Here is an 11,987-nt window from a genome sequence, read left to right on the forward strand (position 1 = left end):
GGGAGCACGATGGCCGCGCTGCTGACGTCCCTGGATTCCCTGGTCGCCGCGCTTCGGGCGGACCGGCGCCAGGTCATCGGGCCGACGGTCCGCGACGGGGCCATCGTGCTCGCCGAGCTGGACTCGGCACGGCAACTTCCCTACGGCTGGGGCGTGCGGGTGGCGCCGGGCGGCTACCGGTTGCGCGAGCGTGCCGACCGGGCCGCCTTTGGCCACTCCGCCGGCCCGCAGTCGTGGAAGGCGTACCTGCACCCGCCACGCACCGAGCTGTGGAGCACGCGGCGCGGCGAGTCCCCTGCGGAGCCCGACGAGCCGCCGCCGCGGTACGCCTTCCTGGGCGTGCGCCCGTGCGACCTGCGCGCCATCGGGGTGCTCGACCGGGTGCTCGGCCAGGGCAAGTATCCCAGCGTCCGGTACGCCGCGCGCCGGGCGGCCACCTTCATCGTGGCCGTCAACTGCACCGAGCCGGGCGAGGCGTGCTTCTGTGTGAGCGCCGGCGGTGGGCCGAAGGCCGCGGCCGGATACGACCTCGTCCTGACCGAGCTGATCGGCGCGGACACGGTGCGGTACGTGGTGGAGGCTGGTTCGGAAAAGGGCGAGCGCCTGCTATCCACACTGGACACCTATCCCGCGGACGCCGCCACGGCGGAGGCGTCCGCGGCGGTCGACGCGGCCGCCGGCCGGATGGGACGGGCATTGCCGCCCGGTGACCTGCGGGCACTGATCGCAGAGAAGCGGGACGCCGCCCACTGGGACGACGTGGCCAGCCGCTGCCTGTCCTGCGCGAACTGCACCATGGTCTGCCCGACCTGCTTCTGCACCACCGTGGAGGACACCACGGACCTGACGGGCGAGGTGGCGGGCCGCTGGCAGCGCTGGGACTCCTGCTTCGACCCCGACTTCTCATACCTGCACGGGGGAGCGGTGCGCACCTCCACCCGCTCCCGGTACCGGCAGTGGCTCAGTCACAAGGTGGGGACCTGGCACGACCAGTTCGGGGAGGCCGGCTGTGTCGGCTGTGGACGGTGTGTCGCGTGGTGCCCGGTCGGCATCGACCTGACCGCCGAACTGGCGGCACTCGCATCCGAGGAGACAGCATCGTGATGGCGCCCCGCGATCTGCTCGCCGAGCACCCGTTCCTGGCCGGCCTGGAACCGCGCTGGCTCGATAACCTCGCCGAGCACGCCCACCCCGTGTACCGCAACCGCCAGCACAGGCTGTTCGCCGTTGGCGGCAGCGCCCGCCACTTCTGGCTGATCCGCTCCGGACTTGTCGTCCTGGACATCCATGCTCCCGGCCGCGGAGACGTGGTCGTGGAGAGCATCGGCGCCGGAGCCGTGTTGGGCTGGTCGTGGCTGTTCTCGCCGTACCGATGGAGTTTCGGGGCGGTCGTCGTCGAAGCGATCCAAGCGATCGAGTTCGAGGCGGCGCCCGTCCGGCGGCTGATGGCCGTCGATCCGGGGCTGTCCGCGGAGTTGACCGGGCGGTTCATGCGGGTCGTGGTCGAACGCCTTCAGGCCACCCGGGTGCGCCTGCTCGACCTCTACGGGTTTCCGACCGGGGCCAAGCCATGAAGAGCGCGATGATGCCGCAGCCGTACCGGGTGACCGCCCGGCGCGAGGAGACCGCCGACACCGTCACGCTCGACCTGGCGCCGCTGGCGGCACCGCTGCCGCCGTACGCGCCTGGGCAGTTCACCATGGTGTACGCGTTCGGGGTTGGCGAGGTGCCGATCTCGATCAGCGGCGGCGAGAACGGCGTCATCACGCACACCGTCCGATCGGTGGGCGCGGTCACCCGCGCGGTGTGCGCGGCCCGAGTCGGCGACACGCTGGGCCTGCGCGGCCCGTTCGGCGCAGGCTGGGGCGTCCCCGCACCGTTCGGTGCCGACCTCGTACTGGTCGCCGGCGGCATCGGGCTGGCACCGCTGCGACCGGTGCTCGACCACGCGTTGCGTGAGCGCGACCGGTACCGGCATGTGCTCCTGCTCATCGGCGCGCGCACGCCCGGTGACCTGCTCTACAGCAGCGATCACGCGGCGTGGGCGCGGGCCGGCGCTGACGTGCGGGTCACGGTCGACCGCGCGGACCGTTCCTGGACCGGCCGCGTGGGTCTGGTGACCGCACTCTTCGACGAGCTGTGGCTCGACCCCGGCCGCACCACGGCGTATGTCTGCGGTCCGGAGCTGATGATGCGCTTCACCGCCGACGCCCTACGGGCGCGCGGCATCCCGGAACCGGCGATCAGGGTGTCGCTGGAGCGCAACATGCGGTGCGGGGTGGGCTGGTGCGGTCACTGCCAGCTCGGGCCGTTGCTGCTGTGCCGGGACGGCCCCGTCGTCGGCTACGACCACGCCGCTCCACTGCTGACGGTCAAGGAGCTTTGATGGACGCCCCGACGCTTGCCGTGTGGAAGTTCGCCTCGTGCGACGGGTGCCAGCTCACGCTCCTGGACTGCGAGGACGATCTGCTGATGCTGGCCGGCCGGATCAAGATCGCGCACTTCCTGGAGGCCTCCAGCGCCACCGTCGCTGGCCCCTACGACGTGTCGCTGGTCGAAGGATCCGTCACCACTCCGTCCGATGTGGAGCGCGTCAAGCGGATCCGGGCCCAGTCCAAGGCGCTGGTCGCGATCGGCGCGTGTGCCACCGCTGGCGGCATCCAGGCGCTGCGCAACTTCGCCGACGTCGACGAGTTCCGGTCGGTCGTGTACGCTCGCCCCGACTACATCCAGACGCTGGCCCGCTCGGAGCCCATCTCGACCTACGTGCCGGTCGACTACGAGCTGCGCGGCTGTCCGATCGACCGGGGTCAGCTGCTGGAGTTGCTCGGCGCGCTGCTCGCCGGCCGGCGGCCGCAACTGCCGGTCCATAGTGTCTGCTTCGAGTGCAAGGCTCGCGGTACCCCGTGCCTGCTGGTAGCCGCCGGCACGCCATGCCTCGGACCGGTCACCCAGGCAGGCTGCGGGGCGATCTGCCCGGCCTACGGGCGCGGCTGCTACGGCTGCTTCGGCCCGGTGGCGGCCACCGATCCCCGGGCGCTGCTGGCGAAACTGCGCGCGCTGGGCATGTCCGCCGACGACCTGCGCCGCGCCTTCCGCACCTTCAACGCCGCCGCGCCGGCGCTCGCGGCCATCGAGGAGACGAGCGAACCATGACGCATCGCGAAGACCGGTTGCTGACGGTCGGCTCCCTGTCCCGCGTCGAAGGTGAGGGCGCGATGCACGTGCGCGTCGACGGCGGGCAGGTGACCGACGTGCGGCTGGAAATCTACGAACCGCCGCGCTTCTTCGAGGCACTGCTACGCGGCCGCCGCTACACCGAGCCACCAGACATCACCGCGCGCATCTGCGGCATCTGCCCAGTCGCCTACCAGATGTCGGCCTGCCAAGCCATCGAGGACGCCTGCGGCGTACGCGTCGACGGCCCGCTCAACGACCTCCGCCGGCTGCTCTACTGTGGAGAATGGATCTCCAGCCACGCGCTGCACATCTACCTGTTACACGCGCCGGACTTCCTCGGTTACCCGGACGCCATCGCGCTCGCCCGGGACGCGCGCGACATCGTCGAGCGGGGGCTGGCGCTGAAGAAGCTCGGCAACGACCTCATGACAGTCGTGGGCGGCCGCGCCATCCACCCTGTCAACGTGCGCGTCGGTGGCTTCTACCGGGTACCGACCCGGACGGCGCTGGCGCCGATAGCGGCCCGGCTGCGGCTCGCGCTCGACGACGCGATGGCCACCGTCGCCTGGGTCGCCGGCTTCGACATCCCCGACTTCGACCACGACCACGAGCTGCTGGCCCTCGTCGAGCCCGGCACGTACGCCATCGAACGGGGCGTGCCGCACACCGACGGCGGGCTGGTGTTTCCCGTGCGCGCGTTCGAGCAGCACATCATCGAGGAGCAGGTCCCGCACTCCACCGCACTGCACGCCCGGCTGGCCGGACGCGGGCGGTACCTGACCGGTCCGACCGCCCGCTACGCGCTCAACCACCGGTGGCTATCCCCGCTGGCACGCCAGGCGGCCAGCGTCGCCGGGCTCGGCACCCGGTGCCGGAATCCGTTCCAGAGCATCGTGGTGCGCGCCGTCGAGCTGGTACACGCCATCGAGGAGGCGCTTCGCATCGTGACCGAGTACGAGCCGCCCCCGCGCCCATTCATCGACGTGCCGTCCCAGGACGGGGTGGGGTTCGGCGCCACCGAGGCGCCTCGCGGGACGCTCTTTCACAGGTACTCGGTCGGTGCTGACGGCCTCATCCGCTCCGCGCGGATCGTGCCGCCCACCTCCCAGAACCAGGCCGCGGTCGAGGACGACCTGCGACGATTCGTGACCGGCCGGCTCGACCTGGACACCGAACGCCTCACGCACGCGTGCGAGCAGGCCATCCGCAACTACGACCCGTGCATCTCGTGCGCCACTCACTTCCTCGACCTGGTCGTGGAGCGCACGTGAAGGGCAACGAGGTCGTTATCGGGATCGGCAACATCTACCGCCGCGACGACGGGCTCGGCCCGGCCGTCGCCTCACTACTGGTCGGCTCGCTGCCGGGCGTCGAGATCGTCGAGACTGACGGAGAGGCCACCCGGCTGCTGGAGTTCTGGACCGGAGCCCGGATCGCCGTCGTGGTCGACGCGGTCCGCGTCCGCGGAGGCACGCCGGGACGCATCCACCGCTTCGACGAATCCGAACTCGCCGTGGACGTCCCGGGGGCCAGGCATAGCCACGCCGTGCGGCTCGGCGACGTGGTCGCGTTGGCGCGTGTGCTGGACCGGCTGCCCGAGCGCCTGGTGATCTTCGCCGTCGAGGTGACCGACACCGGATACGGCCTCGGCCTGTCCGCGCCCGTGGCGGCGGCGAGCGCGACCGTCGCGAACGAGATCGCCCGTCTGCTGGGGACTTAAGTCCCGATGGACGCGGGACCTGGTTCTCTGCCCGTGCCCGGCGCAACACCCGAGGATCTACTTCATCGGTTCTACCAGTGAGCTGAGCCCGCCGGGCAAGCTCCACAGACGACGGAGTGATCCCATGAAGCGCAAGACCCTCGACCTGATCGTCAGCACCGGCGGGCTGGTTCTGGCTGGCCTCCTGCTGATCGCCGGCCTCGTGCTGACCAGCAACGCCAACTTCGCCAACAACTACGTCAAGGATCAGCTCAGCCAGCAGAACATCACGTTCAAGAACGCCGACACCCTCACCGAGGAGGAGAAGGCGCAGGCGTGCGTGGTCGAGTACGCCGGGCAGCAGCTGACCACAGGCAAGCAGGCCGAGTGCTACGCGAACAACTTCATCGGCCTGCACCTGAAGTCCACAGCGGACGGTAAGACGTACGCCGAGCTCGGTGCACCACAGAGCGAACTGCGTGCGCAGGTCGCCGAGGCGCAGAAGACCAACGCCCCCAACCTCGCCGAACTGCAGGCGCAACTCGCCGAGGTCACCCAGCAGCGCGACACCGTGTTCAAGGGTGAGACCCTGCGCGGCCTGCTGCTCACCTCGTACGGTTTCAGCGAGTTCGGCGCCAAGGCCGCGCAGTTCGCCACCGTGGCGTACCTGGCCGCCGCCGCGATGTTCATCCTTGCCCTGTTCGGCTTCATGCACTCGCTGGTGACCCCGAAGACGGCGACGTTCGCGGCCCCTGAGCAGAAGAGCGAGCGGATTCCCGCCAACGTCTGACTTCAAATCTCCACCAGGCCGGTGGGACCGCGACCCGGTCCCGCCGGCCAGTCAGCCTTCGCTGAGCCGGATCCACCTTTCCCGAGGCGTATCCCGTCCGCTACTGGGCAATGCCATGACAATCTCGTCGACTCGGATGAGCGTCGGCGTAAAGTACATTCGCGCCTCACCATCTCGCATCTTCTTCGCTTCCCTCTCCCGCTGGGCCAGCGCTCCGGAGACAATCACCGCACCTCCGGAGTAGCCGTAGTTCGACTCCACGGCCGCCCGCGCCATTCGACCAGGACGGTAGGATCGCACGGTGAGTACCAGCAACGCCTTCTGGTCACTCAGAGGGAAGACGTGCCACATGCCGGCACTGGTTCCAGCGTTGGGAAAGCGGTGCCTCCGTCGAGTCTCATAAAGCCGCCACCTGGACACGTCAAACTCGATATGGCTTCTCGGGCGGCGACTGAACCGCTCTTTTCCCAAAAGAGTCGTCCTGCCAGCATGGATCGACCAGATTCCATAGATTGATGCTTCGAGGTCGCTCGAGGCGCTCATGGGTTTGTTCCTCCTGTCACTGGAGAGCTTCGGGATTCCGGAACGGCCGTGGGTCAGGCGCTGTGGTGTTGCGACACCCTGTACAGGTCCCGCAACCTCAAGGGGCGGGTGGTCCGTTCCATGCGGGTGGCGAGCACGAGCAGCAGTTCCGCGGTGGTGAACGCGTCGCCGAGGGCGTGGTGCGGCGTGTGTACCGGTAGACCGAGCCGCTGGGCGGCGGCCTCCAGGCTGGGCTCGCGGCCGGTCGCCGAGTCAGCCAACCGGGCGGCTCGCAGGAGGGCAGCGGTGTCGACGACCAGCCGTCCCAGCCGGCGCCCGCGGCTGCGCAGCGCCCGGTCGAGAAAGGCGCGCTCCACCCACGCGGCGTGCGCCACGAGGAGCCGGCCGGACAGCAGTCCGATGAGATCGTTGAGCACGTCGTCGATCGGCGGCGCGTCGGCCAGGTCGGCAGCGCGCAGGCCATGCACGGTCACCGCCGACGCCGAGACCGGCCGCGACGGGCGTACCTGCCGGTACACGACGTCACCGCAGGGAATCCTGGCGTGCCGCACGATCACAGCGCCGTACGAGATGATCTCGTCGCGGCGCAGGTCGAGACCGGTGGTCTCCAGGTCGAGTACGCAGAACTCGGCTTCCCGCCACGGCGTACGCGGGTCCGGTGTGGACAGTCGCGCGGTCATCCGGGCAACCGGTAGTGCCAGCTGCGGTCGATGCTCGTCTGCACCAGCGCGATGGCCCGGAACGTCTCGCGCAGGTGCCGGCGGGCCAGCGTGTCCAGGTCCTTGGGGGAGATGTACGTATCCGGCGTCTCGCCGGCCCGGATCGCCTCGATCTCGTGGTGCAGAAGCAAGCCGTAGATGTTTTCGAAGCCGCCGGCAAGGGTCTCCGCCTCGTCGGCGCTGAGCAAACCCAGCGCGGCCCCGCGGTGCAGTCGCTCGATCGTGGTGCCGCTGGCGTCGCCACCGACGATGGCGATCCAGCGGGCAAGCCCGACGACCGGGGCGAGGCCGCCGGCTTTGAGGTCGAGCTGGCCGCCGTGTTCGCCGGTGTGCTCGATTACGAAGTCGCGGATGAAGCCGACAGGCGGCCGCCAGCCCAGCGCATCGGTGAGCAGGGCCCGCAGGAACTGGCCGCTGCGCGTGTGGGACCGCATGGTCTCGGTCAGCGATCGGCCCAGCTCAGGGTCGGTCAGTGGGCGGCTGTCGGCCACCATCGCGGACAGCAGTAGGGCGTTTTCCTGAGTGGGATCGCGTTGCCAGCCGCGGGCGGCCGCGAGCCACCCGGACCTTGACTGGCTGAACACCGGGTTGTGCGCGTTCGCCCCGTTCCCGCACAGAGTGAAACCGCAGATCTGCAGGTCCCGCAGCAACTCCCTGGCGTCGGCGCGCATGGCGTCCGCCTTATCGGTGTCCGTGGCCCACACCAGCGCCGTATCCACATCGGACAGGGGAAGAGGTTCCCGGCGGGCCAGCGAGCCCAGCAGCACCCACGAGTGTCGTACCCCGTCCAGGGTCGGCAGGCGGTGCAGCCGTAGCGCGCGGCGGACGATCGCGTCGACGATCGCCGCGTGGACGGCCCCGATGTGCGTAGCGGGGACGCCGTTGTCCCATAGTTCCACCAGGGTGGTTGGGAGCAGGCGGCACGCGTCGGCTAGTTCATCGATGTCGGTGGCCGCGCCGATGGCTGAACGGACCAGCAGCGGGTCGCGCACCTCCACCTGAGCAAGGTCGACCGCGCGCAGGACACCGGTCGGCTGGCCGGCGGCGTCGACCACGACCAGGTGGTGCACGCCATGCTCGACCATCCGCAGCAGGCCGGTCGCCTGTGTGGCGTCCGCCTCGACCGTCAGCGCCGGCACCGTGGCCAGCACTTCGATGGGTGCGTCGACGCCGACCCGACCGGTGGCCACTGCCCGCCGGAAGTCCAGGTCGGTGACGATGCCCAGCCCGGCTCCGGTACGCACCAGGGCACACGACTGCTGCCCGGCACCGATCCGCTCCGCGACGTCCCGGACGCTGTCGTCCGCGTCGCACCAGAGGATTGGGCGCACCAGGCGGGCCAGCGGCTCGTCCGTGCGGCCCAGCCGGTCCGCCACCCGGGCCAGCCGCCGGACGCCAGGGCCGGGATTCACCGCGGCGAAGCGCAACAGGTCAGGGCGGGCCAGAAACGCGCGTGGATCGGGGATGCGCAGGCACAGGCTCTCCTCGTGTGCCCGGACCCGTAACGGCGGCGGCAGGCCCGCCAGCAGCCAGAGGTGGCCGAAGGCGTCGCCGGGGCCCAGCAGATCGACGACCTCGCCGCGATCCACGACCTCGAGGGCGCCGGTGCGGACCACCCACAAGTGCTCCAGAGGCTCGCCTTCGGCGATGACGGTGGCACCGGCGGCGAAGTACTCCACCTCCACGCGCGCGACCAGCCGCGCCAGGTCGTCCGCGTCCAGCGCGTCGAACGGTGGCTGCTCACTGAGGAAGTCGGCGAATTCCTTCACGCCGGCCCCTTTCCCGATCCCGCACCGCGATCATTGCCCGGCAACGGCGGGCTGTCGAGCGTTGGACGGTCACATGAAGGTCCTGATGAAGATGGGACCTTTGGCACTTCAACCGCCGACGAGCGGCGTAGACGATCGATCCGCGTGGCGTCATCTCGATCGCCAAATCGGGTCAGTCACGTTCCAGCCGCCACTCGTTCCATGGGACGATCGCCTTCCTGGGCATGGCCGCGTTTCTGGGCGCGGCCAGCGGTGCCGTATTCGCCCTCGTGGGAAAGGTGGCGCCCGCTGACAAGGTCGGCGCCGTCACCGGTGTGGTCGGCGCGGCCGGCGGCCTCGGCGGTTTCGTTCCGCCGCTGGTGATGGGCTGGGTGTACGGCGTCGAGGGCTCCTACGCCATCGGCCTGATGCTGCTGTCCGACGTCGCCCTCGCCGCCGCCGTCTACACCGCCGTCAAGATGGCCGGCATCGCCCGTCCCGCAACCCAATCATCGGCTCTCACCGGTATGACGAGGTGAGGCCCGCGGATAGGGCCATCGGCCCTACTGGAATGGGACCCGGTCCGCTAAAACGGAGTTGTAGGGCAGGAGGCCGTCATGCGGACACAGACCTCAAGAAGGTGGCCTGAGTACGACTCCACGGCGCCGATCGAGCGCGCGGTGGGCCGGGCCTCGGTGCGTGAGCGCGTTCCCCGAATCCCAGCGTCGAGGCATGCGGCGTTGCCGGTCGATGTCATCGAGCGCCTGGGCGACGACTACGAGCGCGCTATGTACTGCCGGGCGCAGGCCGAGAAGTACCGCCACCAGTGGTTCGAGGGCCGGGCCGAGGAGATCGCCTACGTGCGGGAGCGGAAGGAAGCCGGCGACCCCCGGTTCCGGCGCCTGACCCCTGGGCAGGTGGATCTGATCGGGCGGCTGCGCTGGTCGGAGTCCGGGATGGGCCAGGCGCTGGCCGGTCGCGAGCAGCGGTACACCCGGTGGATGAAGATCTACCTGGCGTTCGCCGAGTACCAGGTGCCGATCAAGCACCTCGCGTTCAACCGGCGATGACGTCGATGGTCTGGTCGGCGCGCAGGCGCGGTGTGTGCGGCGGGCCCGGGTGGTCGGGGTCGGCCGTGCCGAGGCGGAGCACCAGGTACGGGTAGCCGAGATCGCTGAGCATGCCGCGCAGCGTGTGCCGGGTGCCGGGTATCTCGATGACGGAGCTGAACGGCAGCACGGTCACGCCCAGTTCGGTGGCGGCCAGCCAGCCGGCCGACAGGGCCTCGCCGGCCAGCAGCCAGTCCGCCAGCTCGTCGCCGGGGCCGTACATGATGGCGTAGGCGGCGGCGCGGTCGTGACCGGAGCCGACGGTGAGGGTGCCGGCGCGCACGAAGTCGCGTCCCGGCACGGTGGTCTGTGGCGCCTGGCTGGGGATGACCGCGTCCGGGACGCCCGTGCCTTCGGGGCGGTCGCCGCCGACCCAGTACGCCAGCTCCTCGCGCTGCTCCGGGTCTTCGGTTTCGACCTTGTCGGCGTGCGACGCGGCCGCTGCCAGTTCGAGGATCTGGTCGCCGGTGAGCACGTGCAGGTCGATGCCGCTCGCGGTGACGGCCTCGCGGATGGCGGCGATCGCCTCGGGCCGCACCGGCGTGTCGCTGACCGGCCGGCGGTCGGTGTGCCGCAGGCGCATCGTCTGGAAGTGCCGCATGGCCTCCGGTGTTACCGCGGTGCGGCCGGTCAAAGTGATCCGGGCCAGGTGATCGCGGTCGGCAGGGTCGGGCATCCGGGCCACCGCCACGGTCCAGCCCTCGGCGGCCAGAGCCACCCGGGCGTGCTGCACCGCGGTGCCGCAACTGATCGCCAGCAGCCTGCCCTCGGGGTCGGCGACGTCGAGCTGCCGCTCCCGGACGGCGAACAGGTCGAGCGCCTCGCCGGCGGCCCGCCACCGCCAGGGCTGGGTGTTGTGCACAGAGGGCGCGTACCCGGCCGCCTGTGCGGCTTCGGCCAGTACCGCCGCCCGTGGCCGGTCACCGTCGCTCATTCCAAGTCCCTTCCGTCGTCTGGCTGGTGCCACGCTCGCACCTTCCATCGTCACCGTCTCTGCCGCGGGCCGCACGGCGAACGGCTCAGCCGGCGGCCGGGAGCAGGCCGGCGGCGTCGGTGACCGGCAGCGCCTCGGTGCTGTCCGGGTCGAAGAAGTACGCGCCGTCCAGGTCGACGGCCAGTTCCACCTCGTCAGTCGCGCGAACCGGCGCCAGTGCGGGCAGCCGAGCGGTCCACAGGTTGCCGGCGCTGTCCTCGACGAGGAGGCGTTCACCATGGTCGAACGGCGGTACGAACAGCAGGTTCTTCTCCCCGCCCAGGGACTCCACGGTCACCGCCGACACGCGCAGCCGTGAGCTGGTGTCGCCGTCGCGGGGCAGCCCGATGGCGCTCGGGCGGAGCCCGAGGATGATGTCGCGGCCGGCGTAACCGCGCAGGGCCGGACGGATCGCCAATTGCCGCTCGGGCACCGGCCACCGCAGGTCGCCCAACGCCAGCGCGAGTCCGGCGCCGCTGTCCACCACCCGGCAGCGGCTCAGGTTCATGGCCGGTGAGCCAATGAAGCCGGCCACGAACACGTTGCGGGGAGCGGCGTACAGCTCATCGGGCGGGCCCACCTGCTGCAGCTTGCCGCGATCCAGGACCGCGATCCGGTTGCCGAGGGTCATCGCCTCCACCTGGTCGTGGGTGACGTAGATCGTGGTGGTGCCGTAGCGCTGGTGCAGCCGGCTGAGCTCGCCGCGCATGGCCACCCGCAATTTCGCGTCCAGATTAGACAGTGGCTCGTCCATGAGGAAGACCTGCGGCCGGCGCACGATCGCCCGGCCCATCGCCACCCGCTGGCGCTGCCCACCGGAGAGCGCGGCGGGCTTGCGTTCCAGCAGCAGGCCGAGCCCCAGCACGTGCGCGGTGTCGGTCACCTGCTCCAACACCTGGGGCTTACGCATCCCGCGCAGCCGCAGGCTGAAGCCGAGGTTGTCGGCCACGGTCATGTGCGGGTAGAGCGCGTAGTTCTGGAACACCATCGCTATGTCGCGTTCCTTGGGCGGAAGGTCGTTGACCACCCGGCCGCCGATCTGGACCGTGCCGCTGGTGACGTCTTCCAGCCCGGCGACCATGCGCAGCAGCGTCGACTTGCCGCAGCCGGATGGCCCGACGAGCACCATGAACTCGCCGTCCTCGACGGTGAGGCTGACCTGGTCGACGGCTACCGTGCCACCCGGAAACTCCTTGGTCACGTCGGTGAGCGTTACCTCTGCCATG

The 11,987-nt window shown here is 70.4% G+C and carries 12 protein-coding genes and 1 pseudogene; 9 read left to right on the plus strand and 4 right to left on the minus strand.

Going from position 1 to position 11,987, the window contains the following annotated elements; translation table 11 throughout:
• Positions 1-9: 9 nt before the first annotated feature.
• The 7 genes from QMG73_RS25185 to QMG73_RS25215 all read left to right on the plus strand — a co-directional run bounded on the left by QMG73_RS25185 (position 10) and on the right by QMG73_RS25215 (position 5,669).
• Complete coding sequence (locus tag QMG73_RS25185; RefSeq protein WP_281899627.1) at positions 10-1,104, plus strand: 4Fe-4S dicluster domain-containing protein; 1,095 nt, start codon at positions 10-12, stop codon at positions 1,102-1,104.
• Positions 1,104-1,574, plus strand: a complete 471-nt coding sequence (locus tag QMG73_RS25190; RefSeq protein ID WP_281899692.1) for a Crp/Fnr family transcriptional regulator — start codon at positions 1,104-1,106, stop codon at positions 1,572-1,574. Before QMG73_RS25185 ends, QMG73_RS25190 begins: the two co-directional genes overlap by 1 nt.
• Positions 1,571-2,386 carry an FAD/NAD(P)-binding protein gene (locus tag QMG73_RS25195; RefSeq protein WP_281899629.1) on the plus strand — a complete coding sequence of 272 codons (816 nt, stop codon included), beginning with the start codon at positions 1,571-1,573 and terminating at the stop codon, positions 2,384-2,386. Before QMG73_RS25190 ends, QMG73_RS25195 begins: the two co-directional genes overlap by 4 nt.
• Entirely contained in the window at positions 2,386-3,156 is a 771-nt protein-coding gene (locus QMG73_RS25200; protein WP_281899631.1) for an NADH-quinone oxidoreductase subunit B family protein, read from the plus strand. The genes QMG73_RS25195 and QMG73_RS25200 overlap by 1 nt, the downstream gene beginning before the upstream one ends.
• Positions 3,153-4,451: a Ni/Fe hydrogenase subunit alpha gene (locus QMG73_RS25205; RefSeq protein WP_281899633.1), complete on the plus strand. Its 1,299-nt coding sequence runs from the start codon at positions 3,153-3,155 to the stop codon at positions 4,449-4,451. The genes QMG73_RS25200 and QMG73_RS25205 overlap by 4 nt, the downstream gene beginning before the upstream one ends.
• Complete coding sequence (locus QMG73_RS25210) at positions 4,448-4,900, plus strand: hydrogenase maturation protease (protein ID WP_281899635.1); 453 nt, start codon at positions 4,448-4,450, stop codon at positions 4,898-4,900. Before QMG73_RS25205 ends, QMG73_RS25210 begins: the two co-directional genes overlap by 4 nt.
• A gap of 124 nt (positions 4,901-5,024) precedes the next feature.
• Positions 5,025-5,669: a hypothetical protein gene (locus QMG73_RS25215; RefSeq protein ID WP_281899636.1), complete on the plus strand. Its 645-nt coding sequence runs from the start codon at positions 5,025-5,027 to the stop codon at positions 5,667-5,669.
• 596 nt (positions 5,670-6,265) lie between these two features.
• Here the strand turns inward: QMG73_RS25215 and QMG73_RS25220 are convergent.
• Together QMG73_RS25220 and QMG73_RS25225 are read right to left on the minus strand one after the other, a co-directional pair.
• Positions 6,266-6,892: a 3'-5' exonuclease gene (locus QMG73_RS25220; RefSeq protein ID WP_281899637.1), complete on the minus strand. Its 627-nt coding sequence runs from the start codon at positions 6,890-6,892 to the stop codon at positions 6,266-6,268.
• On the minus strand, positions 6,889-8,700 hold the full coding sequence (locus tag QMG73_RS25225; RefSeq protein ID WP_281899639.1) for a putative nucleotidyltransferase substrate binding domain-containing protein: 1,812 nt from the start codon (positions 8,698-8,700) through the stop codon (positions 6,889-6,891). Before QMG73_RS25225 ends, QMG73_RS25220 begins: the two co-directional genes overlap by 4 nt.
• A 181-nt stretch (positions 8,701-8,881) precedes the next feature.
• Here QMG73_RS25225 and QMG73_RS25230 point away from each other — a divergent pair.
• Together QMG73_RS25230 and QMG73_RS25235 are read left to right on the plus strand one after the other, a co-directional pair.
• Positions 8,882-9,218, plus strand: a pseudogene (locus QMG73_RS25230) (MFS transporter); the annotation flags it as partial.
• 78 nt (positions 9,219-9,296) lie between these two features.
• Positions 9,297-9,749, plus strand: a complete 453-nt coding sequence (locus QMG73_RS25235) for a hypothetical protein (protein ID WP_281899641.1) — start codon at positions 9,297-9,299, stop codon at positions 9,747-9,749.
• On the opposite strand, the gene QMG73_RS25240 is transcribed toward QMG73_RS25235, so the two are convergent.
• Positions 9,736-10,722, minus strand: coding sequence for an Acg family FMN-binding oxidoreductase (locus tag QMG73_RS25240; RefSeq protein WP_281899642.1), 987 nt, complete (start codon positions 10,720-10,722; stop codon positions 9,736-9,738). The two genes, QMG73_RS25235 and QMG73_RS25240, sit on opposite strands and share 14 nt — an antisense overlap.
• 85 nt (positions 10,723-10,807) lie before the next feature.
• Complete coding sequence (locus QMG73_RS25245) at positions 10,808-11,986, minus strand: ABC transporter ATP-binding protein (RefSeq protein ID WP_281899644.1); 1,179 nt, start codon at positions 11,984-11,986, stop codon at positions 10,808-10,810.
• Between the last annotated feature and the right edge of the window lies 1 nt (position 11,987).

The organism is Phytohabitans aurantiacus (genome assembly GCF_027923225.1).
In the GTDB taxonomy this organism is placed as follows: domain Bacteria; phylum Actinomycetota; class Actinomycetes; order Mycobacteriales; family Micromonosporaceae; genus Phytohabitans; species Phytohabitans aurantiacus.

Coding starts and splice junctions, on each gene's coding strand:
- QMG73_RS25205 (WP_281899633.1), top strand. CDS start 3,153: ATGACGCATCGCGAAGACCGGTTGCTGACGGTCGGCTCCCTGTCCCGC.
- QMG73_RS25245 (WP_281899644.1), bottom strand. CDS start 11,986: ATGGCAGAGGTAACGCTCACCGACGTGACCAAGGAGTTTCCGGGTGGC.
- QMG73_RS25190 (WP_281899692.1), top strand. CDS start 1,104: ATGGCGCCCCGCGATCTGCTCGCCGAGCACCCGTTCCTGGCCGGCCTG.
- QMG73_RS25185 (WP_281899627.1), top strand. CDS start 10: ATGGCCGCGCTGCTGACGTCCCTGGATTCCCTGGTCGCCGCGCTTCGG.
- QMG73_RS25200 (WP_281899631.1), top strand. CDS start 2,386: ATGGACGCCCCGACGCTTGCCGTGTGGAAGTTCGCCTCGTGCGACGGG.
- QMG73_RS25220 (WP_281899637.1), bottom strand. CDS start 6,892: ATGACCGCGCGACTGTCCACACCGGACCCGCGTACGCCGTGGCGGGAA.
- QMG73_RS25235 (WP_281899641.1), top strand. CDS start 9,297: ATGCGGACACAGACCTCAAGAAGGTGGCCTGAGTACGACTCCACGGCG.
- QMG73_RS25240 (WP_281899642.1), bottom strand. CDS start 10,722: ATGAGCGACGGTGACCGGCCACGGGCGGCGGTACTGGCCGAAGCCGCA.
- QMG73_RS25195 (WP_281899629.1), top strand. CDS start 1,571: ATGAAGAGCGCGATGATGCCGCAGCCGTACCGGGTGACCGCCCGGCGC.
- QMG73_RS25215 (WP_281899636.1), top strand. CDS start 5,025: ATGAAGCGCAAGACCCTCGACCTGATCGTCAGCACCGGCGGGCTGGTT.